Here is a 25,340-nt window from a genome sequence, read left to right as displayed (position 1 = left end):
TGTCTCCTCCAAATCGAGTTATCTGAAAACGAAAACGGCGCTCGTGATGGCGCCGCGATGATCTGGCCCGCGGTGTGCGGGCACGGACCTTCTGCCTATTCGATGGCCTTGCCCATATCTTCCACTACTTTTTTCGCATCGCCAAAGACCATCATCGTCTTGTCCATGTAGAACAGCTCGTTGTCCAGGCCCGCATAGCCCGCTGCCATCGAGCGCTTGTTCACGATCACCGTCTTGGCCTTGTAGGCCTCCAGGATCGGCATGCCGTAGATCGGGCTGCCCTTGGTGAGCGCGGCGGGGTTCACCACGTCGTTGGCGCCCAGGATGATCGCCACGTCGGCCTGGCCGAACTCGCCGTTGATGTCCTCCATCTCGAACACCTGGTCGTAGGGCACCTCGGCCTCGGCCAGCAGCACGTTCATGTGGCCCGGCATGCGCCCGGCCACCGGGTGGATCGCGTACTTCACGGTGATGCCCTTCTCGGTGAGCTTCTGCGCCAGCTCCTTCACCGCATGCTGGGCGCGCGCCACCGCCAGGCCGTAGCCCGGCACGATGACCACCGTCTCGGCATTGCCCAGCACGAAGGCCGCGTCGTCGGCGCTGCCGCTCTTGACCGGGCGCTGCTCCTTGGCGCCGCCGGCGGCCGTGACCGCCTCGCCGCCGAAGCCGCCCAGGATCACATTGAAGAACGAGCGGTTCATGGCCTTGCACATGATGTAGCTCAGGATCGCACCCGAAGAGCCCACCAGCGAACCGGCCACGATCAGCATCGCGTTGTTCAGGCTGAAGCCGATGCCCGCGGCCGCCCAGCCCGAGTAGCTGTTGAGCATCGACACCACCACCGGCATGTCGGCGCCGCCGATCGGGATGATGATGAGCACGCCCATCACGAAGGCCAGCGCCAGCATCGCGAAGAACGCCGGCCAGCTTTCGGTGGCCATGAACACCAGCCCCAGGCCGATCATGGCCAGGCCGAGCACCAGGTTCAGCATGTGCTGGCCCTTGAACTGCACCGGCGCGCCCTGGAACAGGCGGAACTTGTAGGTGCCCGAGAGCTTGCCGAAGGCGATCACCGAGCCGCTGAAGGTGATGGCACCGATGGCCGCGCCCAGGAACAGCTCCAGCCGGTTGCCGGCGGGAATGGGTGCGCCCTTGGCGATGCCTTCGAGCATGGCCGCGGGTTCGACCACGGCCGCGACCGCGATGAACACCGCCGCCAGGCCGATCATGCTGTGGAAGAAGGCCACCAGCTCGGGCATCTTGGTCATCTCGACCGTCTTGGCGCGGTAGGCGCCGTAGCCGCCGCCGGCCACCAGCCCGAGCAGCACCCAGCCCAGGCCCATGAGGTGGCCGCCGGACAGGTTGTAGATCAGCGCGCCGGTGGTCACCACCGCGATGGCCATGCCAACCATGCCGAAGAGGTTGCCGCGGATGGAGGTGGTGGGATGGGACAGGCCCTTCAGGGCCTGGATGAAGCAGACGCTGGCAACCAGGTACAGCAGCGTGACGACGTTCATGCTCATTGGGCGGCTCCCGACTCGGCCTTGGGCGCCGCGGCCTTCTTGTCCTTCTTCTTGAACATCTCGAGCATGCGCCGCGTGACGAGGAAGCCGCCGAAGATGTTCACCGCCGCCAGCGCGACGGCCAGCACGCCCATGGTCTTGCCCAGGGTGGTTTCGGTGAGCGCGGCCGCCAGCATGGCGCCCACGACCACGATGGCCGAGATGGCGTTGGTCACGGCCATCAGCGGCGTGTGCAGCGCGGGCGTGACGGTCCACACCACGTGGTAGCCCACGTAGATGGCCAGCACGAAGATGATGAGGTTGATGACGGTGTGGGAAACGGGATCCATGATTTCTTCTCCTCGCGGGGGTGCCGGGGGCGGCTTGGCTTATTTCTTCGTGACCTGGCCGTCGTGCGCGACGCGGCAGGCGGCGACGATGTCGTCCTCGAGGTCGATCTTCAGGCCGCCCTCCTTGGTGACGATGAGCTTGAGGAAGTCGAGCACGTTGCGCGCATAGAGCGCCGACGCGTCGGCCGCCACGAGCGCCGGCAGGTTGGTCTCCCCGACGATGGTCACGCCGTGCTTGACCACCGTCTTGTCGGCTTCCGACAGGGGGCAGTTGCCGCCGACGCCATCCGCGCCCTTGCCGGCCGCGATGTCGACGATCACCGAGCCCGGCTTCATGGCCTTGACCATGTCCTCGGTGATGAGCGTGGGCGCGGCACGTCCCGGGATGAGCGCGGTGCTGATGACGATGTCGGCCAGCGCCACGCGCTTGGCCACCTCGACCTGCTGGCGCGCGAGCCAGCTGGGAGGCATGGGCTTGGCGTAGCCGCCCACGCCGACCGCGGCTTCCTTCTCTTCATCGGTGTCGTAGGACACCTCGATGAACTTGCCGCCCAAGGATTCGATCTGCTCCTTGACGCTCGGGCGCACGTCCGAAGCCTCGATCACGGCGCCCAGGCGTTTGGCGGTGGCGATGGCCTGCAGGCCCGCCACGCCGACGCCCAGGATGACCACGCGCGCGGCCTTCACGGTGCCGGCGGCGGTCATGAGCATCGGGAAGAAGCGCTGGTATTTGTCGGCCGCCATGATCACGGCCTTGTAGCCCGCGATGTTGGCCTGCGAGCTGAGCACGTCCATGCTCTGGGCGCGGGTGGTGCGCGGCGCGGCCTCCAGGGCGAAAGCCGTGAGGCCGGCCGTGGCCAGGCGCTGCAGCCCGGCGGCATCGAAGGGGTTGAGCATGCCGATGACCACGGTGCCGGGCTTCATGCGCGCGGTTTCCGCATCGTCGGGCGAGCGCACCTTGAGCACCATGTCGGCCCCGAAGGCGCCGGCCACGTCGGTGATTTCAGCGCCGGCCGCCTGGTAGGCGGCGTCGGTCACGCTGGCTGCAACGCCGGCCCCCGACTGCACGCGAACCGCGTGCCCGGAGGCGACAAGTTTCTTCACCGTCTCGGGCGTAACGGCCACACGGGTTTCGCCGGCCGTCGTCTCGGCAGGCACGCCTATCAGCATAGAGATCTCCTCGGGGCAAGGGCAATACGGAACGCGGCCAGAGCTTACAGCAAGATTACGGCCACCCCTGTCGCCTAAATCTCGCTTCGATTCATCGCTTGATGACCGTGGTCATTGCATTTGCAGCTATCCAAATGCTAGCAACGGCGACCGCACGCGGACTGGGTCCGCCAACCGTCAACTTGCCGCCCGAGATGACAATGTTTTGCATTTGTCGTTAAAAGAATCCAGCTTCGCAGAAAACGACGTCTACCGTGCATTTATTGCGTTCAACTGTTTTTCAGGAAGATTCGCGTCGATACACTGCGCTCGTTCGACGGCTCCCGGCAGCCGTCACGATGAAGGGGACGGAATGCGAATCGCGGTACTTGATCATCAAACCGAGCAGGCGCTCAGCCATGCCATGGCGGGGTTCGGGCACGAATGCCACCCCTACACCGAGGGGCGGATGCTGCTGCAGGCCTTGCGCCGCCAGACTTTCGACTTGCTGGTGCTGGACTGGCGGCTGCCCGACATCCCGGCCGTGGACGTGGTGAAGACGGTTCGCAACGAACTCCGGAACCGCCTCCCGATTCTTTTCGTCGCCGGACAACGGGAAAGGGCGAACGCGGTCGAAGGGCTCAACGCGGGCGCCGACGACTTCATGACCAATCCGGTTCAAGCGAATGAACTCGAGGCCCGCGTGAATGCGCTCCTGCGCCGGTCCTACCCGGCCTCGCACGAGGCAGAACTGGTGTTCGGCGACTTCCACTTCTACCCGCAGGCGCGCACCGTCAAGCTTCACGGCGCCAAGATCGACCTGAAGAGCCGCGAGTACGACCTGGCCCTGTTCCTGTTCCAGAACCTCGGACGCATGCTGTCCCGCGAGCACCTGCACGAGTCGGTGTGGGGCGGCACCACCGAAGTGCAGTCGCGTTCGCTCGACACCCACGTTTCCCGCCTGCGGACCAAGATGGGGCTGCGCGCGGAAAGCGGCTTCCTGCTGCTCGCCATCTACGGCATGGGGTACCGGCTCGAAGCCGTCGAGACCTATCCCTACACCGTATAGACGTCACAGCCCCGTAGACCCCCGCGACAACAGGGCCGGCCGGGCTGCCGCGGCCGGGAGCGCGCGAACATGCGGGGAATCTCTGGAGCGATACTGTCTCCAATTCATCCTCGACCCAACGACCCTCCCGGGCGCTTCAGCGGCTGCCCGCCGCGCCAAAGGCCGACACATGACGATATCCCGCTGGAAACCCAACGTCACCGTGGCCGCCGTCATCGAACAGGACGGCAAGTTCCTGCTGGTCGAGGAGCACACCGCGCAGGGCCTCCGGCTCAACACGCCCGCGGGACACCTCGACCCCGGCGAATCGCCCATCGAGGGATGCGCGCGCGAAACGCTCGAGGAAACCGCCCACGCCTTCACGCCCACCGCGCTGATCGGCATCTACATGGCGGGATCGAGCCACCGGACCGGCAGGAAGGAAGACGACGTCATCTACATGCGCTTTGCCTTTTCGGGCGTCCTGGGCCCGAGGGAAAACGGCCGGGCGCTCGACCACGGCATCGTCCGCACGGTCTGGATGAGCGCCGACGAGATCCGCGCCAGCGTGCCGAGGCACCGCAGCCCGCTGGTCCTGCAATGCGTGGAAGACCACCTGGCCGGGCGGCGCTACCCGCTGGAGCTGATCCATGTCCATGACTCGGTGCGCTGAGGGCCACGCACCGGTCCGGGGTGGTCAGACGATGACCCCGCCTCCGAGGCAGCGCTCGCCGTCGTAGAGCACGGCCGACTGCCCTGGCGTGACCGCCCATTGGGGCTCGCCGAAGCGCAGGCTGAAAGCTTCGTCGCCCGCTGGCGCATCCATCTCGCAGGCGGCATCGGCCTGCCGGTAGCGTGCCTTCGAGCCATAGCCGCCCGGCGCGGGCGCCTCGCCGGAGACCCAGCTCGCGTCGCCTGCCGCCAAGGCGGACGACAGCAGCCATGGATGGTCGTGCCCCTGCACCACCCACAGCGTGTTCTTCTCGACGTCCTTGCGCGCCACGAACCATGGCGAATGGTCGCCCGAGCCGCGCTGCGCGCCCTTGTCTTTCACGCCGCCGATGCCCAGCCCCTGCCGCTGGCCCAGCGTATAGAAGCTCAGGCCCTGGTGCTCGCCGAGCTTGCGGCCGCGGTCGTCCTTGATCGGGCCCGGTTCCTTGGAGATGTAGCGGTTGAGGAACTCGCGGAACGGCCGCTCGCCGATGAAGCAGATGCCGGTCGAGTCCTTCTTCTTCGCATTGGGCAGGCCGATTTCTTCCGCGATGCGGCGCACTTCGGTCTTGTGCAACTCGCCGACGGGGAACAGCGTCTTGGACAGCTGCGCCTGGTTCAGCCGGTGCAGGAAGTAGCTCTGGTCCTTCGACGGGTCGAGCCCTTTCAGCAGCTCGTGCTTGCCGGTGGCCTCGTTCAGCCGCACGCGGGCGTAGTGGCCGGTGGCGATCTTCCCGGCCCCCAGGCGCATCGCGTGGTCCAGAAAGGCCTTGAACTTGATCTCGGCATTGCACAGCACGTCGGGGTTGGGCGTGCGCCCGGCCTTGTACTCGCGCAGGAACTCGGCGAACACCCGGTCCTTGTAGTCGGCCGCGAAGTTGACGTGCTCGATCTCGATGCCCAGCACGTCGGCCACGGCGGCCGCGTCCACGAAGTCGATGTTCGACGAGCAGTATTCGCTGTCGTCGTCGTCTTCCCAGTTCTTCATGAAGATGCCGACCACCTCGTGCCCCTGCTGCTTGAGCAGGTGCGCCGTCACCGCGGAATCCACCCCGCCGCTCAGTCCGACCACGATCCGTTGCTTTGCTGCCATACACCCACCAGTTAGCCCGCCATTGTCCCAGCCCGGCGCCGGGCCCGGCGGCGTGGGGGAATCAGCCCTGGCCGCGCAACCCGGCCAGGAGCTCGTAGGAGCGCAGCCGCGCGGCATGGTCGAACACCTGCGAGGTGATCATCAGCTCGTCGGCGCCGGTGCGGTCGATGAAGGCCTGCACGCCTTCGCGCACCTTGGCGGGCGATCCCACGGCCGAACACGAGAGCACCGAATCGAGCAGCGCGTTCTCGGCCGGCCCGACCTTCTGCCGGTAGTTCTCGACCGGCGGCGGCAGGCGTCCCGGACGGCCGCTGCGCAGGTTCACGAAGGCCTGCTGCCACGAGGTGGCGCGGAATTCCGCCTCGTCGTCGGTGTCGGCCACGAACACGTTGAAGCCCAGCATCACATAGGGCTTCTGCAGCTGGGCCGAGGGCTTGAAGGTCTCGCGGTAGATCCGGATCGCCTGCAACAGCTGCTGCGGCGCAAAGTGGGAGGCAAAGGCGTAGGGCAGGCCCAGGTGCGCCGCCAGCTGGGCGCCGAAGGTGCTCGACCCCAGAATCCACACCGGCACCTCGAGCCCCGCGCCGGGCACCGCGCGCACCGGCTGCTGCGGCGCCTTGGACATGAAATCCATCAGCTCGACCACGTCCTGTGGAAACTGGTCGGCGTCGGATTCGAGGTTGCGGCGCAGCGCGCGCGCAGTGCGCTGGTCGGAGCCCGGCGCCCGGCCCAGCCCGAGGTCGATGCGCCCCGGGTACAGCGATTCGAGCGTGCCGAACTGCTCGGCGATCACCAGCGGCGAATGGTTGGGCAGCATCACGCCGCCGGCGCCGATGCGGATCGTCGAGGTGCCCGCGCCGATGTGGGCGAGCAGCACCGCCGTGGCCGCGCTCGCGATGCCCGGCATGCCGTGGTGCTCGGCCAGCCAGTAGCGGCGGTAGCCCAGCGCTTCGCCGTGCTGCGCGAGCGACAGCGAGTTGCGGAACGACTGCGCGGCATCGCTGCCTTCGGTGATCGGCGAAAGGTCGAGGATCGAGAACGGAATCATGGGCCGGATGATCGCGCGATCCGGCCATCCTTGCTCGTGCAGGCTATTCCGTGCTCTGGTACCCGGTGTCGACCGTCGCGAAGTCGCGCGCCTGCTGCTGGATGCTCACCTCGAACGGTGCGCTCTCGCCCGGGCCGATGGCCGGCAGGTCCTCCACCATCTTGAAGCCCGTGAGCCGGCCCTCGCGGTCGCGCAGGCTCACCCACACGCGCGCCTTGCGCACGATGCCGGCACCGGGATTCCTGACGCTGCCCTTCACGTCCACGGCCTTGTAGGCGAAGCGCTGGCTGAAGTTGAGCAGCACGCTGCCGGTGGTGGCGCGGGTGCTTTCGATGGTGACCTCCAGCGGCGTGCGCTGGCCCGGCAGCGCCGCGCGCCGCATCGGCTTCCATTCGACGCGGGTCTGCGTGATGCGGTCGGCGCGCGACGGATCGACCTGCACCGGAAAGCGCTCCCCCGGGTACAGGTAGGCCGGACCGGCGAGCACGGTCGTTCCATCGAGCTTGCTGCCGTCGTAGCGCGAGATCACCGCCGCGGGTGCGATCGCGATCCGGTCCTTGCTGCGGTTCACGAGCTCCGTCATGTAGGTGCGCTGGCGGATCGTGCTGAGTCCGGGCACCAGCGCAAGCAATTCCAGCTGCTCCGGGTCGAAACGCTCGCTCTCGTCGGCCAGCAGGTCTTCGGTGCCCATGCGCAGCTCGGGGTTGAAGACCTCCGGCGCACCCACGGCCCGGATCACGCGGTCCGCGCTCAGCACCGCCACGCGCGCGCCACCGGTCTCGAGCGTGCTGTAGCCGATGCGGTAGTCCCAGGCGGCCACCGGCGCTCCCCGTCCGAAGCTGCGGATGTTCATGTCCATCGACGTGCGCGCGCCCGGCTTGAGTTCGCTCGCCTGCGCGTAGCCGTGCCCGATGCCGATCACGCGGCCGGCGTCGTCGTAGAGCGTGACCAGCGCCTCGATGCCGGCGAGCGTCGCGCCGCTGTCCTTCGCGTGGGCGATGCGGCCGACCAGTCTCACGGCTCCGGTGCCTTGCTGCACCAGCCGCACGCGCTCGAATGCGAGCCGCGGCCCCTCGGCCGAGCGGTAGGGTGCCGAGAGCCGCTGCACCTGGAGCTCCTGGCGCGTGGCGGTCTTCCCGCTCGGCAGGTCGATCAGCACGGGCGCGCTCTCGCCGGGCTGCAGCACGCCGATGGGCACGGTCTCGCTGCGCTCCTCGAGCCGGGTGTCGCCGTCGTAGAACACCGCCTTGATGCCGGCGCGCTCCAGCGGCTTGCCGGTCTCGTTGCGCGCCACGACCAAGAGCCTGGCCTGCGCCGACCCGCCGTTTCCCACCAGCACCTGGCGCGGTTCGCCGAGCCTGAGCCCTTCGACGGGAATGCTGCGGTCGACGACCGCTGCCACCACCGGCCGCTGCGCAGGCGGACGTCCCTCGCGCGCGAAGATCAGGCTCGCGAGCATGGCCACCAGCCCCAGGCCCAGCAACGCCGCCACGGCGATGCCCGCGTTGCGCAGCACCGCCTTCTGCTTGAGCGACTGCGCCTGTGCAAGCCGTTCCCCCGCCGCGTCCTTCACCTGCTCGAGCACGCGTTCGAGCCGGTCGGAGACGTTGTCCTCCACCAGCGTCACGGAGCCGCAATGCTGGCAGGCGTACTGGTTCAGGCCGGTGCGTTTCAGCGCGCTGCTGCCGCACTCGCCGCACTTGAGTGTCTGGAGGTCGATGGTCATGAGGCGTTTTCCGTGTTCTTCTTGTCCTGCGCGGCGCCCAGCCATCCGGCCAGCCCGTCGCGGCGCAGGCACTCGGCAAGCGCGAGCTGCAATTGCGCGCCTTCGAGCATGTCCTGTTCCGTGGTGTCGTAGTGCATCTGGTCGAGCGCCCCGCCCTCGGCCTCGTTCATGCCGTGCAGCGCGGCCACGCGGCCCGCCAGATCGGAAGTCTCCTGCGGCTTGAGGCGCGTGAAGGCCTGGCGCAGGTCGGGCAGGTGCGCGATGAAGGCTTCGGCGTCCCAGGCCTGCACCAGGCCATCGAGGCCTTCGAGCAGCGCCGGGAGGCGCAGCAGCAGCTCGGGCGCGGCGGCCATCACCCCGTTGAGAAAGCGCACAGCCTCGCGCGGCTGCGCGCCCGGGCCGAAACGTTGACGCACCACCGTGTCCAGCGCCTGCTCGTCCCAGTGCCCGTCGAGGTACAGCAGGGCCGAGGCGGCGCCGGCGACGCCGGGTGCGGCCTGCGCGCCGCTCGCAAAGCGTTCGAGCTGGGCGCGCAGCAGGCCGAGGTCGATGGCGTCGTCCCTGGCTTGCCCCTGCTCGCCCTGCAGCGAAGCCAGCAGCCGTCCGAGCTCGCGCAGCGAGAGCATCTGCTTCACCGCGCCGGCCTCGCCCTCTTCGGCGCACGCTCCCGCATCGGGCAAGAGGAACAGCGCCGCGGGCCACACGCGCTCCAACAGGCCGAGCAGTTGCGGATGCTGCTGCACGCCCAGCGGCTCGCGCGCACGCCACAGCGTGACGAGCCGATGCCCGCAATCGACCACCGAACCCAGCGAGGCATCTTCGTCGAGGTGCGTGGAAAGCATCGAGAGCAGCTGCGGCAGGCGCGACTGCAGCCCGACCAGGCAGGCGCGCAGGAGCAGCGCCACGGCCGCGCTCGCGCTGCGTCCGCGGCCCTGGCCGCAGAGCGCGTCTTCTTCCTTCTGCAGCCTGGCCATGCACACGGCCTCGACGCTCGCGCCGTCGGCCGCGAGCTCGATCAGCCGCGCCTCCACCAGCGGCGACCATGCGGCGCGCCACTCCTCGAACAGCAGGTGCAGGCGGCTGTTGCCGAGGAAATCCGGGCCCGCGAGCCAGGTGCCGAGCCCCGCGTCGAGGTACGCCATGGCATGGAAGAAGCGGCTGCGCTCGCGGTGCGAGGGCTTGCGGTACAGGTCGAGCCGCGCCACGCGCGCGGTGCTGTCGTCCAGCCGCACGCCGGCTTGGCGCGCGAGCCGGCGCGCGTCCTCGATCAGCGGCGGCGAGCCGGCCGAAGGCGGCACGTCGCCGATGCGCGTGCCGCTGAGAAAATTTCGCAGGTCGGCCGTGAAGCCGCGCGTGCCTTCGTCGATCGCGCCCTTGATGAAGCAGGAGCGGATCGCATCGAGCAGGTCCTGCCGCCCCGGGCCGGCATTGCCGCGCAGCGCCGCGAGCCGCATGGCCTGCGCGGCCGCGGCCTGCACCAGCGCGGTGGACACCGCATCGGCCTGGTCCTGTTCGCGGGTCTGGCGTGCGAAGCGCGCCAGGCTGTCGAGCGCCACGGCGGTGAACGGATCGGGCTGGCCGGCCTCGAGGCGCTCCCACACCTGCTGGTAGTAGCCGGGCGACGGCATGCCCGAGGCATAGCCGTTGAGCGCGTCCAGCCGCTCGAAGCTGTAGCGGATCAGCCAGGCGCCGGCCGGCGCTTCCCTGGCGGCCGGCGCCTTGGAGGGCTTGGCTTCACGCCACTGCGCGATGAGTTCGAGCGTGTGGAAGCCGCCGGTGACGACCACGATCGGGCCCTCGACCTCGTTGCGCCAGCGGCGGATGTGCGCCGCCATGTGGCGCTCGCGCGGCAGGCTCAGCTCGGCCTCGAGCACCTCGGGTTCGTAGTCGAGCCGCGCCATCGCGCACCAGCTGAAGACGTCGCCGAAGAATGCGCGCCAGTCGCAAAGTGCGGCGGTGGCGCGCAGTTCGAAGAGCCGGTCCCAGAGCTCCTGGTGATCGGCGCAGCCCAGCTGCGAGGCCATGGCGCCAAGGTAGCGGCTGTGCGCAAAATGGCGCTCTTCCATCAGGCTGCGCGCGGCGCCGCGAGCATCGCCTTCTTCTTCGTCGTCGCTCTCGCTGCGGTGCCAGGCCTTGTCGGCCCACGGAAGATCGATCAGGCCGAGCCGCGCGCCCAGCGCCGCGCCTTCGCGCACGGCGATCCACTCGGGGCTGTAGTCGCAGAACGGAAAGAAGGATGTGCGCGATTCGGTGCGCGTCCTTGCGTCGACCTCGGGGTCGGGATCGTCGACCGGCACCTCGCGCGTGCTCTGGCAGAGCCATGCGACCGGCGCGCTGGTCTGCGCGTGCTGCAGCAGTGGCAGCAGCGCGCCGAGGTCGTCCGGCCCCTCGATCAGCACGGCCGCGGGCCTGATCTCGCGCAAGAGCGCACGCAGCGCGAACGCACAGGCCGGGCTGTGGTGCCGCACCGGCACGAAGAAGATGCCGTCCTCGCCGAACAGCCGCAAACGCGCCGCATCCAGCGCCGCAGGCAGCCGGCCGTCTTCTCCTGCTATTGCCACAGCGCACGCGCCGCGTCGTGGAAGGTCTTCCATTGCGCATCGCGCTTGCCGCGCTCGCGCACCACGGTGTCGAAATAGTGGCGCACGCGCTTCACGTCGTCGGCGCTGTCCTTCAGCACCACGCCCTGCAGCTGGCCCGCGATCTCGCGCGGGGTGAGCTGGCCGCCGTTGAAGTGCCGCGCCTGCAAGGCCGCCGCATAGGCCACGTTCACGGCCTCGGCGGTGGACATCACGGCATCGAGCCCCTTGATGGCCGTGCCTTCCTGCGTCTGGCCCGCGCGCAGTTCCTGGAAGGTGGTGACCAGGAGCCCCACCACGTCGCGCGGCACGTCGACCGGCGACTCGCCGCCGGCATCGAGCTCGCGCTGCAGCTGCGCCATCACGAGCTCGACCTCGAAGGCATGGTCGCGGATCGGCTTCACGGTTTCGAAGTTGAAGCGCCGCTTGAGCGCGGACGACATCTCATGCACGCCGCGGTCGCGCAGGTTGGCGGTGGCGATGATGTTGAAGCCGCGCCGCGCGTAGAGCCGCGCGCCCTCGCCCTCCCCCTCACCCTCGTTGCGGCCCAGTTCGGGAATCATGAGCTGCTTTTCGCTCATGAGCGAAATCAGCACGTCCTGGATCTCGGGCGGGCAGCGCGTGATTTCCTCGAAGCGCACCAGCTTGCCCGCGCGCATGGCCTGGTACAGCGGCGAAGGCACCAGCGCGCGCTGGCTCGGCCCCTCGGCCAGCAGCAGCGCGTAGTTCCAGCTGTACTTGATGTGGTCTTCGGTGGTGCCCGCGGTGCCCTGGACCGTCAGGCCCGAGTCGCCGCTGATCGCCGCCGCAAGCAGTTCCGACAGCAGCGACTTGGCGGTGCCGGGCTCGCCCACGAGCATCAGCCCCTGGTGGCCCATGAGCGTGACGATGGCGCGGTCCACGAGCGGATCGTCGCCATAGAACTTGCGGCTCACCGCCAGCTTCTCGTCGCCGAGGATGAAGCGCCGCACGGCGCGTGGCGAGAGCTTCCATCCGGTCGGCCGCGCATCGGCGTCGGCCGCGTGCAGGCGTGCGAGTTCGTCCGCATAGCGTGCCTCGGGAGCGAGGCGCACGGCCTGGTTGGCGGTGGAGGAAGACGGTGAAGTGCCGGTGCTCATGGTGGTGTTGCTGCTGGTTCTCGTGCTGCGGATCGGCCCGGCGCGATCGTAGCCGTTGCCTTGGTGAAAAGTGAGGCCAGCAGCGCCGCGCGCAGGCCCTCGACGTCGCCCGCCGCGACCTCGCGCACGCCCGGCAGGCCCGCAAGCCCGCAGGCGGTCGAGGCCACGACCGGCACGCCGGCAGCCACGGCGCGCAGAAGGGCGCGCGGCGCGTGCTCGACATGGGCCGGCAGCACGACCACGCGCGCGCCGGCGAGCCAGTCGCCTCGCCAATGCATGTGCTCGACGCCATCGATGCCGAGCCACAGTTGCGCGTCTTCCGAGGGGGAGCCCAGCACGCGCAGCCGGCATGGCCACCCTTGCAATGCCGCGGCCAGTTCGCTCGCACCCTTGCGGGCGAGTGCGCTGGCGGCGAACACGATCAGCGGCGGCGCGTGCCGATCGGTGGCGGGCGCATCGGGGACGGCGCAGGCATCAGGTTGCACCCAGCCGAGCCGCAGCAGTGCGGCTTGCGGCGCCGTCCTGGCCAGGTGTGCGGCGACTTCCGCATGCGGCGTGACCACGGCCGTGGCGCGGGCCAATGCCAGGGCCTCGGCCTGCACAAGCGCGGGCGGGGCGCGAAAGTCACGCAGCGTGGGATCGGCGGGCCACTGCCCGGCAGCCGCGTCGAGCCGGGCTTCGATTTCCGCCATCGGCAAGGCGCCGGCGAGCACGGTGATGCGGCGGCCGTCGAGCGCGCCCGCCAGTTGCAGGTGCGGCAACAAGGCCTGGTCGACCACCAGCTGCGTGTGGCCGGGCTTCAGCCGCGCGGCGAAAGCGAGCGCCAGCCAGCGCTGGCCATCGATCGAGCTTGCTTGCCGCCGGCCCGCGTGGCGGGCCCAGAGCCGCTGCCACAGCGCGCGGCGCAGGCTGCTCCACCAGGGACGGATCGCATCGGGCTCCGCGTGCCAGCCAGCGGCCGGCCATGGGCGCCAGAAGGCCAGCCGCATCGGCACCGGCTGCATGCGGTCCGCGCCGGCATGGTGCGCATCGAGGTAGCGCGCGCATTCAGGCGTCCAGGCATCGAGCAGCACGGCCGTGCGCCCCCGCAGCCCGTCCTCCATCGACGGCCGGTGGCGAAAGCACGCGGCCTGGTCGCAGCTCAGGCAGCCGCGCGCCGTCGGCAATGTCTTTCTTTCGCTCGCCTGGGGGCTTTGTTGCAGCACCATGGGCATCGCCGTCGGCGAAAGCGCACGGATGCGCAGCACCAGCTCGGTGGCCGTCAGCTCGACTTCGAGCCGCCAGGCATGCGGGGCCCGCACCTTCAGGTCGACGTAGTTCCAGAACACGGTCGCATCCACGGCGTCGTCCGGTGCCTCGGCGGCGTGTTCGACCCGCGCCGTATGGCCATGCCGTTCCACGAGTTCGAAACCGGCGCGGGCCGCGGCGGTGGCGAGTGCATTCGACAACTGGCAAAGCCCACCGGCCAGCGTCGGCACCACGCAGCCGGCGCGCAGCTCGCGGCCGGGCACGAAACCGCGCCGCGCGCTCGGTCGGCCCAGCTGGCGCCAGAAGCTCAGCAGCTCGCCGGCCGGCACCTCGATGGCATCGAAGGAATGGCGCGCCACGCGCAGGTTCTGGACCTTGCCGGCCACCAGGGGGAACTCGTCTTCGCGCCCGTCGGTCCAGAGCGCGGTGCGGCATTGCGCCAGCACGGGCGCGTCGGCCAGGGCCTGCGTGCCGCCGTGCCAGCGTCGCGCGGAGGGCCGCAGCGACTCGCGCAGCGCATGGGCGGTGGCCAGCAGCCGGGAACGCAGCCAGAAATCGATCGCGTCGATGCGGCGCGGCGGCTGCCAGGCCCGGGCACTCACGCCGGCGGGCTTCGCTTGCGCCATTGGCCGAGCTCGGCCTCGATGCGCTCGTTGATGTCGCCGCTCCAGCGGGCCTCGAAGCCGGCCGTGCGCAGCAGCTCGACGATGCGATGGCCGATGGCGACCGTGTTCGCGTCGCGCCGCTCGACCTCGGCGATCATGCCGCCGCTGAACGCGAGGTAGAGCCGGCCGTCGCGCACCGCGGCGTCCAGGTCCTGCGCGTGATAGAAGCAGCAGCCGCGGATGCCCGAAGCCAGGCGCCCCGCGGCACGCCATGCTTCGCGCACGTCGTCATGGCCATCGGACAGCGTGTTGCCGGCGCGGTGCAGCGCAATGACCTTCTCGCTGCGAAGCTGCGCGAACACGGCTTCGAGCCGGTCGTACTCGGTCTCTGCGGGCCATTCGGCTTCGGCGGCGCGCTTGGCGGCGCATGCGCGCGCGGCTTCGGCCTTGACCCAGGCCCGGTCTTCGGGCGTGAGCTCGTCGGGGTCGAGGTGCTCGTCCGTGATCATCCATGCGATGTCGGCATCGGCATGAAAGCCGCACCACACCAGGCCGTGAATGCGTTGGCGCGTGTCTTCAGGGTCGAGCGTGAGAGCCATGCGTGGTCACATGTAGGGGCTTTGCGGGCCATGGTAGCGGGCCAGGGCCCGGCGCAGGCACCTGCCGGCCGCGAGCGCGCCGGGCCTGTAGTGCGAAAGCATTGGCCTGCGTGGCGAATCGGCGACGGTGCCTACCATGGCATCTTCTTTTCCCAGTCCGCGTCGAATCCGGCGCAGGCCTGGGCCACGGCCAGGTAGTCGGCATAGGCCTCGGCCAGCAGCACCGGCGGCACGCCCGAGAGCGGCAAGGCCCGGTCGCCGTAGCCGCGGGCCCTGGTGTCCTCGAAGCCCAGGGTCTTGAGCGCGGCGGGCACGTTTTCCTCCGGCAGGGTGTTGCCGGAAAAGTCGATGGCCACGCGCACGCCGGCCGACGAGAACTCCTTGGTGTACCGGTAGAAGAAGCCGCCGTCCTCGGCCTGCGCGCGCTGGTAGCCGAGCTTGGCAAAGCTGCCGCGCAGGGTGAAGGTGTCGCTGACCCAGCCCAGCCGGTCGTTGATCTCGCTCACCGGGTGGCCCTTGTCGTCGGCAAAGGCAATGGCCGGCGGCTTGCGCGTCATCTGCGCGAAGAGCGGCGCGAGCTTGTAGTCCTTGAAGTGCTTGTTCCACGCGGCGGCCGCGGTCTCGTCGACCAGCGAGGCATGGCCCAGGCGCAGCCGGCTGCCGGGCGCGAGTTCGACCTCGTCGTCCTGCGTGTCGATCAGGCTGCCGTCCTCGGTGGGCCGGAAGCTGCCGCGCACCTGGCCTTCCGCGTCCAGCTCGAGCCACACGAGCCGCTGGATCAGCCGCCCGGCCACCGGATGCCGGTGCAGGTAGTCGCGCCACTCGGCCTCGGGCCAGACGCGGCCGGTGCACATGGCCTCGAACAGCCGCGCAGTCTGCAGGTCGATGACCTGCTTGAGCTCTTTCTTGCTGGTCGAAAACTGCGCCTTGGCCTCCTTGATGAGCGCGGGGTCGTCGTTCTGGCGCGGCTCGGGCAGCGCCTTGACGGCCTTGCCCTCGGGGTTGCGCAGCTCGGGCTTCATCGCGGCGTCGAGCACCATGGTGAACACGCGGTCGCCGTAGGCGAGTTCGAGCTTGCCCGTGTCGTCCAGGCCCGCGGTCGGAATGGTCCGGTCGGCCAACTGGTCCTGCGTCCAGCCGTTGCGGTCCGCGATCTCCTGAACCAGCGTGCGCGCTTTCTCCTGCACGGAGGCGGTGCGGTAGCGCCGCGAGATGCCCAGCAGCAGCTGGATCACCACCGGATCGTTGCCCGGCGCCACGCCTTCGAGCATGGCTTCGATCTGCGAGCGGCGCTGGTAGTGGTCGCGCATGTATTGCTGCAGCAGCGTGACCACCTCGTGGCCCGGCGCCTGGGCAGTGAGCGCCAGGATGCCTTTCTCGCCGATCGCGCTGCCGAGGTATTCGCCCATCTTCTCGCGCTTGCATTCCTCGAAGACCTGTTCCTGGGTCTTCCGGAAGTCGATCTCGTAGTACTGCTTGTGCTCGGCCTTGGCGTTCTGGTAGCGCTGCTGGTTGCCCTGGTAGCGCTGCGGTGCGCTGGCATTGGCGTGCGCGATGCCTTCGTCGAGCGAGGGGCTGCGCGTGTCCTGCGCGATGAACTGCCGCAGGACCAGGCTGCCGATCGCCTGGCGGCTGGGCGCATCGAGCAGGCCCAGGTAGCGCGTGAGCAGCGCATTGCCGCCCGGCTCCTTCAGCTTGCAGGCCAGCACCACCCACCAGCGCAGGATCTCGGGCTCGACCGCGCTGCCGTCCAGCCACTTGCAGGCGGGCAGCGCCTCGAGCGAGAACCACGCGAGGCCGGCCGGCGGCCTGGCCTTCAGGCCCTTCCTCGCTTCGGCGAGCAGGATCGCGGGCGCGAGCCGCGGCGAGATGTTGTCGCCCAAGGCTTCCAGTGCGGTCAGATAGGCGGCGCGCACGGTTTCGCGGGTTTCTTTCTCGAGCGCCCGGGTGAGCGCCGGAATCGCCTCCGCGTGCTTCAGGTCGGCCAGCCAGTTGGCGGCCTCGATGCGCACTTCGCTCTTGGTCGCATCGAGCGACTCGATGACGCGGCGGCCGATGTCCGGCAGCATCGACAAGGCTTTTTGCGCCGCCGCGCGGTGGGTCTTGCCTTCGCCGAGCGCCAGCTCCATCACGCGCGGCAGCCAACGCGACTGCACGGTGGGAAAGATGGCGAGCGTGCGCAGCGTGGCGCCCAGGTCGAGCGAGGAACGCCGCCCCTCGCGCTGCGCGGGCGCGGTGAGGCCCAGTCCCTCGTCGATGTATTGCGGATGCTCCGCAAAGAAGGGCCAGATGCGGTCGGCCGGAAGCAGGTCGATGGCCGATGGCCGGTTCCAGTACGGGAACAGTGCGGTGTGCGCCACGTCGTCGATCGGCATGCCCGAGCGCTGCAGCAGCTCGGCCAGTGCGCGCAGGTCGACCGAGCCCACGGGCTGGCGGCCGAGCCATTGATGAAAACCGTCGTCGAACCAGAAGCTGTTCCAGTGGCGCGAGAGCACCAGCCAACGCACCAGGTGCGCCACCCCGAAGGACGGCACCGCGTAGAGCCGGCCGCCAAGGGTCACCGTCTGCTGGAGCTCGCCGCTGCGGACACGGTCCTGGTCTTTCTTGCTGCCCTGGCCGTTGAGCACGCGCACCACGGCGCGCATGTCGTCGTCGGTGATCTTCTTCTGGGCGGCGTAGCTCTGCTGGCGCCACTTGTATTTGTGGCTCTCCTTCGACTGCCTGTTCTCCTCGATCTCGGCCTCGGCGGCGAGACGGCATTTCTCGAGCAGCTCGACGCGGTTGCCGATGAGCAGCTTCACCACCTCTTCGCCAAGCGGAACATCCTCGAACGGCTGCCAGGCGGGCGGCTCCGGCAGCTCGAGCTCACCCGCGTCGCCCGCCGCATCGAGCCGCGAGAGCGCCGAGCGGATGGCCTGCTGCACCGCCTTGCTCGACTCGGCTTCCAGCGCCTGGGCGAGCAGCGCGCGGGCGGTGTCGCCCGGCAGGCGCGCCATCAGTTCCGCGGCCTGCGTGCGCTGCGTGCCGTCGCCTTCCTTGAGCATCTGCACCAGCAGTTCGAGCCGCCGGGCTTCGGCAATGCCTTCGAGATGGGGCGCGGCTTCGGCGCGCACCGTCTTGCCGCCATCGAGGGCGAGCCGGATGAACAGCGCGGCGAAGTCGTTCTGGAGCCCCTTGTCGCCACCGAGCCGCTTGGCCAGCAGCACGCGGCCGGCGGCCGAGAGCTGCGCGGGCAAGGCCTCGGTCGCGGCGCGCCGCTCGCGCATGTACGCGGCCACCGCCTCGGACTTGACGACGCCGTCGAGCCGGTCGTGGTACCAGCTGTCGAGGTTCTTGCGCTCGAACACCTCTTGCAGCGCAAGGTCGGGATCGAGCCCTTCGTGCGCCAGCAGGGCCGCAAAAAGGTGCACGTTCCACGCGGGGCGCTGCCTGGCAAGATCAGTTTCCTTGCCGTTGCCCTGGTTGAAGCTCGCGAACACCGCATCGTTGACGAGGTACTGCAGCCAGTCGGGCACCGCCGCACCCGGATGCTCGAGCGACTGGCCGCCATCGGCCGCCGCGAGCAGCTTGCCCAGCCGCACCAGCACGTCGAGCGGCGGGGCCTTGGCGTCGATGCTGGCGTAGAAGCGAGCCCGCGCCGACAGGCTGGCTTCGCCGATCTTTTGCAGCGGCTTGTTCTGGTAATTGCTGAAGGCCCAGCGCAGGCGCCCGGGGTTGCCGAGCAGTTGCCCGGGCTCGGAGACCCTGGCAGCCTGCAGGTCGAGCAGCACGGTTTCCTGCGTGCCGTCGATCAGGAATGCGGCGGCCTTGTCGGGCAGCTCCTTGCCGGCTTTTTCGAACGGCTCGACCGCCTGCTTCAACAGCTGCGCCTGCTCGCGGGTGAGGCCGTTGCCGGCTGCGTGGCTGGCGCCGCCCGTGACGGCGCCCAAGATCTTGTCCAGAAATCCCATGCGTTCTCCTCGTGCTCCTGACTCCGAGCGCGATTCTGGCAGCTGACGGTGACGATCCCGCAGTCCGGCAGCGACGACGCTTCAGTCGGCGTGAGAAATCTCGCGTTCGGGCAACCCGTCGAGCTCGCCGAGCAGCTGGCACATGAAGCCGAGCCGCAGCAGCGGTGCCGTTCCGGGCGCGGCCAGGTGCGCGCGCAGCGCCTGCGCCAAGGCCTCGAGGCCGACCGAGCCGGTGCGCGCCAGCGCTTCCTGCAGCCGTTGCCGCTGCGGCGCGGTCAGTGCCATGCGGCCGGTGGCGGCCTGCGTCTCGGCCACGTCAGCCACCGGCGCGAGGAGGCGGGCTGAGAGCGTGGGCGTGGCCGACGGCGGTGCCTGCCGTTGCTGCTGCCTGGCCTCGAACAGGCGCAGGATGCGCTGGGCCAGCGAGGTGGTGCGCGGGGCTTCGCCGGCGAAATCGAGCGACACCACCTGCAGGCTGCCTTTCGGGTCGCTGCTCAGCACCGCGATGGGCATCAGCTCGGTGCTGGCGGCGGAGCGTTCGATGCGCACCAGCACGCCATGCACCGGTGCGCGCCGCGCGGTGAAGCGGTCGAGGTTTTCGAGGCGCTCCCGATGTTCCGGCCCCACGGGGATGCCGAGCCGCAGCCATTGGCCGGCGGCGTCCTGCACCATCCAGTCGAGCCGCTGCTGCGCTTCGTCGAGCACCGGCGGCCGTGTGCCGGCGGGGCGGAGCAGCACCGCGTCGAAAGGTTCGGCCGCGAGCCCTGTGGCGGCGCGCAGCCGCTGGCCGAGTTCGGCCCAACTGCCACAGCCGACCTGCAGCAGGCGCGCGTCGCCCGCCGACCACATCGGCAGGCACTGCGCCCTCGTGGCGCCGCCCAGGGCCAGCCGGCCGTCTTCGGCCAGCCGCGGCTGTTCGAGCCGCAGCGCGGTTTCGCACACGCGCTGGGCCGAGCCGATCCCGCTCCAAAGCGAATGTGCTGTCCAGGCGCCGCTGCGCGTGAAGCCGGTGTCGCTGCCGTCGGGCCGCGCGAGGCTGGCCTGCAGCAGGCGATGGCCGCCCACGTCCCACAAAGCGAGCGTGAGGCCGCGTGCGCCGCCGCGGGTCTGCCACCAGTGGGCGCCCAGGGGCAGCAGTTCGAGCGCCGCGGATTCGTCGAAGTCGCGTCTCACGCGCCCGCGCAATGCCGCGGCCAGGTCGCCCTCCGCCTCGGCCAGCGCGAGGCACAGCGCATGGATGCGCGCCATGAGCGCGAACGCATCGCGCTCTTCGGCGCGATGGTCGCGGCGCACCAGCAGGTCGACCGTGCCGCCGAGGTTGCGCAGCAGCGCCGCAAGGCGGGGCAGGCCCTCGCCGCGCGCGGACATGTTGAGCGCCAGCAGGCGCGCAGAGGTCAGCTCGCTCACATGCGAGAGCCCACCGGCCAGCAGCTCCTGCAGCATCGATCCGACCTGCAGCAGGAACGCGCGCTCGCGCTCGCCGAGGCGTGCCTCGTCTTTCACGGGCGCGGGCCGGGCCGCTTCGGGCCATTCGAAAGCCTGGCCGTGCGCGCGGCGCAGCGCGGCAATGGCCATGAGGTGCACGGCCTTGCGCTCGGCGGCGGCCACGTCGGACACCATGCCGCCGTAGCCCGCGCCGGCCACCCAGCGGCAGGACACGCCGAGCTCCGGCAAGTCCATCACGAGCGCGCCGCCTTGCACCCGCCATTCGACGGCATGGGCCGAAGCGGCGGCCGCACGGCGCACCGCGGCAAGGCCCGCCGCCTTGAAGAGCGGCGCCGTGTCGAGCGCGAGTATTTCGGCCAGCGGGTCGGCGGCGGGGCCGGCCTCCGCGGCAGCGGCCGTGCCGTCCGGCGGGGCCTCGGACGCCAGCGTGCGCAGCCACAGCGCCGCGCCGAGCACATGCTTGCAGATGCCGGGCGCCGGGCAGTCGCAGCGCGCCTGCTGCGGTCCGCGCGCATCGAGCTGCACGCGCTGGCCGTCGGCCTCGACCACGCCGCCTTTGCCGCCCTGCTGTGCCCATGCGACCTTGCCCGCCTCCACGTCCTTTGCGGCGCGCCGCAGCAGGCCGGGGTTCGCGAGCGTGGCGAGCGTCTCGTCGTCGTAGGCGCGATAGCCTTCGTACCAGGCCATCAGTTCATGACCTCGGCGAGCCAGTGCGCGAAATGCGTGGGCGTGAGGGCGGCCACGTGCATGCCGTGGCCGGCCAGCCGCTGCGCCATCTGCCGGTCGTACACGGGGTTGGCCGATTCGTCGAGCGCGGCCAGTCCCAGCAGCTTGACGCGCGCCTGGGCCATGCGCTGCACGGCGGCCAGGAGCGGCCCGGGCGCGGCGCCCTCCATGAAGTCGCTGATGAGCGCGAACACCGTGCGCTTCGGGTTGCCGACCAGCGATTCGCAGTACGCCACCGCGCGGCCGATGTCGGTGCCGCCGCCCAGCTGCACGGTGAGCAGCACTTCGACCGGATCGTGCGCCAGGTGCGTGAGGTCGACCACGGCGGTGTCGAACACCACGAGCTTCACGCGCACCGCGGGCAGCGAACTCATGATGCCCGCGATGACGGCGCTGTAGATCACCGAATCCATCATCGAGCCGCTCTGGTCCACGCACAGCACCACATCCCAAGGCAGGTTGCGCTTCACGCGCGCGTTGAAGCGCGGTTGCTCGATGACCAGCTGCTTGCGGTCCAGGTCGTAGTGCTTGAGGTTGGCCGCGATGGTGGCGCGTGCATCGAAGTTCTGCGCGCTCTTGATGTGCGAGCGCCGCATGCGGTTGCGCCGGCCGACGAGCGCATTGACGAAGTCGTTCCGGAGCTTGCGCGTGATCTCGTCGACGGTCTTCTGGATCACCTCGCGCACCGCGTCGCGCATCTGGCCCGACAGCCGCCCGCGCATGCCGAGCAGCGCCTTCGCAAGCCCGGGCGTGGCGTCGAGCGAGCGCAGCACGGCCGGGTCGGAGAGAAGGTCGGTGAGCTGGTAGCGGTCGATCGCCTGCGTCTGCATGCGTTCGAACACCTCTTGCGGAAAGAGCTTGCGCGAGCGGTTGAGCCAGTCGACGGCGCGCAGCTGGCTGGGGTCGAGCGACCCGGGGCCGCCGCTGCGTCCCGCGAGGCCGCGGCCTTCGTACTCACGGCCGTAGAGGTATTCGAGCGCCTGGTCGAGCTTCCAGTCGCCGGCCGAGAACCGGGTTTGCGCCAGCGGCTGCGCCGCGTACCGGCCGAGGATCAGGCGCCAGCGGCGCAGGGTTTCTTCGGACGGCATGCGCAATGCGTGGGCAAGGACGAGGGTGGAAGGAACAGGTCGGTTGAAGGGCGCCGGCAGCTTAGCAGACCGACTCGCATGGCATGCTCGGCGCTTTTTCCGCCTTTTTGCCGCCTCCTCTGCATGACCCGGCTCCATCCCTCCATCGCCTCGATCGCCCACCTGTCGGGGCAGGCCGCAAGCTATGGCTTCGTCTCTGCGGACGGCCGCTACCAGGCCGCGGAAGTCGGCGGCGGCACCCTGGTCGTCGACCTGTGGGAGCGGCGGATGCACCGCGCGCCAGGCGTGTACCCGCGTGGTTTCGAGGGCGGCACGCTCGAAGTCGAAGGCGAGGAAACAGCCACGGGCTACCTGCCGGCCTGGACCGATCTGCAGCGCATTGCCTTGGCCGGCGCGCCGGATGGTTTCTGGGCGCCATGGCCCGATCCGCGCGCAGCCGGCCCGGCGCCGCTGGCCGAGCGGCGGCCGGCCCAATGGACCTCGGCGGCGCCGCAGGCCACGGAACGCATGCGCCGGTCGGCCACCGACTGGATCGCCTGGCTGTTCGCGCTCGCGGCGCTGGCTTTCTTCGCGCTCTTCGGGTTCAACGCCATCGGATGGTCGCTGGCCGGCGGATGGCACTGGCTATGGCTGCCGGTCGGCGTGGTGTTCAGCGCCTTCTGGGGGGTGCTGGTCCTCTTCGTCGTGACCACGCTGCGTGAGCGCAGGCGTGTGCGCATCGCGCTGCAAGAGCTTTCGCTGGAGCGCGGCGAAGGCTTCCGCATCGGCGAGCCATTCACGCTGCGGTTGCTCGGCACCGTGCCCGCGCCACAGGCTGGCGAACGCACGGCCGCGCCAGAACGCATCGGCGTGCGGCTGATGCGGCAATCGGTGGGCGGCGAACCCGATGGCGGCTGGACATGGATGGAAGACTGCCGCGGCGAGGCGGTTGCGCTGTGCGACAGCACGACGCGCGCGGGCCGCCTGCTCTATGCGTGCGAGCTTTGCGCCGAGCCCTCGCCCGAAGATGCCGACCGGGCTCCGCTGGCCGCGTGGTTCGTCGAACTGCACGACCCGGCCACGCCCGACGCTGCGCCCTTCTTCATCGCCGGCCTGCGGCTGCTGGCCGCTCGCTGACCCACACGGAAAAAGAAAAAGCCGGCCCATGCTTGCGCATGGCCGGCTCATGGAGCGGACGCTCGCCGAGGCTTAGAGCGGCAGTGCGTCGCCACGGGCAGCGGCGCGGGCTGCGGCACGCACCGTGGCGCGGTCCACCGTGCTGGCGACCACGGGTGCGACGCCGGCCGAAGCGCCTTCGGCATACGGGTCGGCGCTGCGGGCGGCGGCCACGGCGTCGGCACGGACCGCATCACGGCTGGTCGACGAGACGAACACGCGGGCGGGGCCTGCGTTGGCACCGGTGGCATAGGGGTTGGCGCTGTGCGCGGCAACCACGGCCTGGCCGGCGACGTCGGCGCGGCTGGCGGCCGAGGTCAGCTGGTGCACGCCTTCATAGGTTTCGGCATGGGCGGCGCCGGCAACGGCCATCAGGGCAACAGCTACGGCGGAGAGGATCTTCGAGGCGGTCATTTTCAATTCCTTCAATTCAGTTCAGTTTTGACTTTGGATGATGTCGAACCGGTCTTGGGTGGGTCACCGTCCCTCTTCTGGGGGGCGGCCACCTCGCTCGGGGCCCTGTTCACCCAGATCGGCTTGGGGGCCGGTCTGTGAGATGAATTGTGCGCCGTCTACTAAGTAAAAACCCTCATGGATCGGAACCGCGGCGTTCACGGAATGGAAACAATCGCAGCGGCTGGACGGCGCCTGGCGGCGCCGGTCGGCCTTGAAAAAGCGGTTGTGGATGGGCGCTGCGGCTACAGTAGCTGCCCCGAGCCGGTTGTCCCGCCCATTGGCCCCTGCGCCAGGCGCCGGGAGGACTCGGCCCACCCCACACAAGGAACATCCGCCATGGGCGCACAGTGGAAAGCAAAGCACAAGGACCTGGCGGCCAATGCCAAGGGCCGCCTGTTCGGAAAACTGGCCAAGGAAATCATGGTCGCGGCGCGCAGCGGTGCCGATCCGGGTTCGAACGCGCGGCTGCGGCTGGTCGTCGAGCAGGCCCGGAAGGTCTCGATGCCCAAGGACACGCTGGACCGCGCCATCAAGAAAGGCGCCGGGCTCACGGGCGAGGCGGTGCACTTCGAGCATGTGATCTACGAGGGCTTTGCGCCGCACCAGGTGCCCGTGATGGTCGAATGCCTGACCGACAACGTGAACCGCACCGCGCCTGAGATGCGCGTCTTGTTCCGCAAGGGGCAGCTGGGCACTTCGGGCTCGGTCTCGTGGGATTTCGACCATGTCGGCATGATCGAGGCCGAGCCTTCGCGCCCCGACGCGGATGCCGAAGTGGCCGCCATCGAGGCGGGTGCGCAGGATTTCGAGCCGGCCGGCGAAAGCGGCGCCACGGTGTTCCTGACCGACCCGACCGACCTGGACCTGGTGAGCCGCGCACTGCCGGCGCAGGGCTTCACGGTGCTGTCGGCCAAGCTGGGCTACAAGCCCAAGAACCCGGTGGATCCGGCCAGCCTGAGCGCCGAGCACCTCGAAGAGGTCGAGGTCTTCTTGGCTGCCATCGACGCGAACGACGACGTGCAGAACGTGTTCGTGGGCCTCGCGGGCTGAGCCTGCGGGCTCAGGGCCGCGGCACAAGCGGCGAGGTTACCGCGCAGCCACGCGGCGAATCGACTCAGAACGGGATGTCGTCGTCCATGTCGTCGAAGCCCGACGACGACTTGGCCGGCGCCTGCCGCGGTGCGGCGGCCGGCGCGCGGGGTGCCGCGGCCGGTGCACGGGGGGCGTAGCCGCCACCACTACCACCACCGCCGCCGCCCGCGCCTTGCGAGTAGCCGCCGCCACCACCGCCGCCCTGCGAATAGCCGCCATCGTCCTCGGGGCCGCCCGACGGGCCGCCCTGGCCCTGGCGGCTGCCCAGCATCTGCATCTGGTCGGCGCGGATCTCGGTGGTGTACTTCTCGATGCCGTCCTTGTCGGTCCACTTGCGCGTGCGCAGGCTGCCTTCGACATACACCTGCGAGCCCTTGCGCAGGTACTGGCCGGCGATCTCGGCCAGGCGGCCGTTGAAGACGATGCGGTGCCATTCGGTGGCTTCGCGCATTTCGCCGCTCTGCTTGTCCTTCCAGCGATCGGTGGTGGCGACGGTGACGTTCGCGACCTGGTCGCCGCTCGGGAAGGTGCGCATTTCGGGATCGCGACCCAGGTTGCCGACGACGATGACCTTGTTGACCGATGCCATATGCACTGCCCCTGATAAGTAGATGAAGGAGGAGGAAAAGAAGAACCCAAGATTGTGCCCGA

19 protein-coding genes are annotated in these 25,340 nt (G+C 69.6%); 4 read left to right on the top strand and 15 right to left on the bottom strand.

From position 1 onward, the window contains the following. Window positions 1–95: 95 nt before the first annotated feature. Genes ABID97_RS04440 through ABID97_RS04430 form a run of 3 tightly spaced genes read right to left on the bottom strand, consistent with a single transcriptional unit; the run spans window position 96 to window position 3,022 of the window. Window positions 96–1,523 (bottom strand): NAD(P)(+) transhydrogenase (Re/Si-specific) subunit beta, encoded by a 1,428-nt coding sequence (locus tag ABID97_RS04440; protein WP_354397342.1) that lies wholly within the window; start codon window positions 1,521–1,523, stop codon window positions 96–98. Next, on the bottom strand, window positions 1,520–1,852 hold the full coding sequence (locus ABID97_RS04435; RefSeq protein ID WP_028259109.1) for an NAD(P) transhydrogenase subunit alpha part 2: 333 nt from the start codon (window positions 1,850–1,852) through the stop codon (window positions 1,520–1,522). Before ABID97_RS04435 ends, ABID97_RS04440 begins: the two co-directional genes overlap by 4 nt. A 39-nt stretch (window positions 1,853–1,891) precedes the next feature. Further along, window positions 1,892–3,022, bottom strand: coding sequence for a Re/Si-specific NAD(P)(+) transhydrogenase subunit alpha (locus tag ABID97_RS04430; RefSeq protein WP_354397341.1), 1,131 nt, complete (start codon window positions 3,020–3,022; stop codon window positions 1,892–1,894). 352 nt (window positions 3,023–3,374) lie between these two features. On the opposite strand from ABID97_RS04430, the gene ABID97_RS04425 reads away from it, so the two are divergent. After that, a complete protein-coding gene (locus tag ABID97_RS04425; RefSeq protein WP_354397340.1) occupies window positions 3,375–4,070 on the top strand; it encodes a response regulator transcription factor in 696 nt (231 codons plus the stop codon). Window positions 4,071–4,239: 169 nt separating this feature from the next. Further along, the gene (locus ABID97_RS04420; protein WP_354397339.1) at window positions 4,240–4,722 is read left to right on the top strand and encodes an NUDIX hydrolase; all 483 of its coding nucleotides are present in this window, start codon (window positions 4,240–4,242) and stop codon (window positions 4,720–4,722) included. A 24-nt stretch (window positions 4,723–4,746) separates the two neighbouring features. Here the strand turns inward: ABID97_RS04420 and mnmA are convergent, their stop codons facing one another. From mnmA to ABID97_RS04370, 10 genes are all read right to left on the bottom strand, one after another. Then, window positions 4,747–5,853 (bottom strand): tRNA 2-thiouridine(34) synthase MnmA, encoded by a 1,107-nt coding sequence (gene mnmA, locus ABID97_RS04415; RefSeq protein ID WP_354397338.1) that lies wholly within the window; start codon window positions 5,851–5,853, stop codon window positions 4,747–4,749. Between the two features lie 61 nt (window positions 5,854–5,914). Next, window positions 5,915–6,901, bottom strand: a complete 987-nt coding sequence (locus tag ABID97_RS04410; protein WP_354397337.1) for an LLM class flavin-dependent oxidoreductase — start codon at window positions 6,899–6,901, stop codon at window positions 5,915–5,917. Between the two features lie 43 nt (window positions 6,902–6,944). Beyond that, window positions 6,945–8,627, bottom strand: coding sequence for an FxLYD domain-containing protein (locus ABID97_RS04405; protein ID WP_354397336.1), 1,683 nt, complete (start codon window positions 8,625–8,627; stop codon window positions 6,945–6,947). Then, the gene (locus tag ABID97_RS04400) at window positions 8,624–11,188 is read right to left on the bottom strand and encodes a DUF5682 family protein (protein ID WP_354397335.1); all 2,565 of its coding nucleotides are present in this window, start codon (window positions 11,186–11,188) and stop codon (window positions 8,624–8,626) included. Before ABID97_RS04400 ends, ABID97_RS04405 begins: the two co-directional genes overlap by 4 nt. Continuing rightward, a complete protein-coding gene (locus tag ABID97_RS04395) occupies window positions 11,179–12,324 on the bottom strand; it encodes an ATP-binding protein (RefSeq protein WP_354397334.1) in 1,146 nt (381 codons plus the stop codon). Before ABID97_RS04395 ends, ABID97_RS04400 begins: the two co-directional genes overlap by 10 nt. After that, complete coding sequence (locus ABID97_RS04390) at window positions 12,321–14,198, bottom strand: VanW family protein (RefSeq protein WP_354397333.1); 1,878 nt, start codon at window positions 14,196–14,198, stop codon at window positions 12,321–12,323. Before ABID97_RS04390 ends, ABID97_RS04395 begins: the two co-directional genes overlap by 4 nt. Then, window positions 14,171–14,776, bottom strand: coding sequence for a DUF6891 domain-containing protein (locus tag ABID97_RS04385; protein WP_354397332.1), 606 nt, complete (start codon window positions 14,774–14,776; stop codon window positions 14,171–14,173). The genes ABID97_RS04390 and ABID97_RS04385 overlap by 28 nt, the downstream gene beginning before the upstream one ends. A 131-nt stretch (window positions 14,777–14,907) precedes the next feature. Next, window positions 14,908–18,726, bottom strand: coding sequence for a DUF4132 domain-containing protein (locus ABID97_RS04380; protein ID WP_354397331.1), 3,819 nt, complete (start codon window positions 18,724–18,726; stop codon window positions 14,908–14,910). A gap of 81 nt (window positions 18,727–18,807) precedes the next feature. Beyond that, a complete protein-coding gene (locus ABID97_RS04375; protein ID WP_354397330.1) occupies window positions 18,808–20,859 on the bottom strand; it encodes a YehQ C-terminal OB-fold domain-containing protein in 2,052 nt (683 codons plus the stop codon). Then, window positions 20,859–21,986 (bottom strand): VWA domain-containing protein, encoded by a 1,128-nt coding sequence (locus ABID97_RS04370; protein ID WP_354397329.1) that lies wholly within the window; start codon window positions 21,984–21,986, stop codon window positions 20,859–20,861. The genes ABID97_RS04375 and ABID97_RS04370 overlap by 1 nt, the downstream gene beginning before the upstream one ends. A gap of 123 nt (window positions 21,987–22,109) precedes the next feature. Between ABID97_RS04370 and ABID97_RS04365 the strand changes: the two genes are divergently transcribed. Further along, complete coding sequence (locus ABID97_RS04365) at window positions 22,110–23,102, top strand: hypothetical protein (protein WP_354397328.1); 993 nt, start codon at window positions 22,110–22,112, stop codon at window positions 23,100–23,102. A gap of 72 nt (window positions 23,103–23,174) precedes the next feature. On the opposite strand, the gene ABID97_RS04360 is transcribed toward ABID97_RS04365, so the two are convergent. Further along, window positions 23,175–23,555 (bottom strand): helicase SNF2, encoded by a 381-nt coding sequence (locus ABID97_RS04360; protein WP_354397327.1) that lies wholly within the window; start codon window positions 23,553–23,555, stop codon window positions 23,175–23,177. A gap of 378 nt (window positions 23,556–23,933) precedes the next feature. Here ABID97_RS04360 and ABID97_RS04355 point away from each other — a divergent pair, with 378 nt between their 5' ends. Continuing rightward, complete coding sequence (locus ABID97_RS04355; RefSeq protein ID WP_354397326.1) at window positions 23,934–24,647, top strand: YebC/PmpR family DNA-binding transcriptional regulator; 714 nt, start codon at window positions 23,934–23,936, stop codon at window positions 24,645–24,647. A 64-nt stretch (window positions 24,648–24,711) separates the two neighbouring features. Here the strand turns inward: ABID97_RS04355 and ssb are convergent, their stop codons facing one another. Continuing rightward, window positions 24,712–25,278, bottom strand: a complete 567-nt coding sequence (gene ssb, locus ABID97_RS04350) for a single-stranded DNA-binding protein (protein WP_354397325.1) — start codon at window positions 25,276–25,278, stop codon at window positions 24,712–24,714. Window positions 25,279–25,340 lie beyond the last annotated feature (62 nt).

It is taken from the genome of Variovorax sp. OAS795 (genome assembly GCF_040546685.1).
Lineage (GTDB): Bacteria > Pseudomonadota > Gammaproteobacteria > Burkholderiales > Burkholderiaceae_C > Variovorax.
This window is presented reverse-complemented; position numbering and strand designations above follow the sequence as displayed.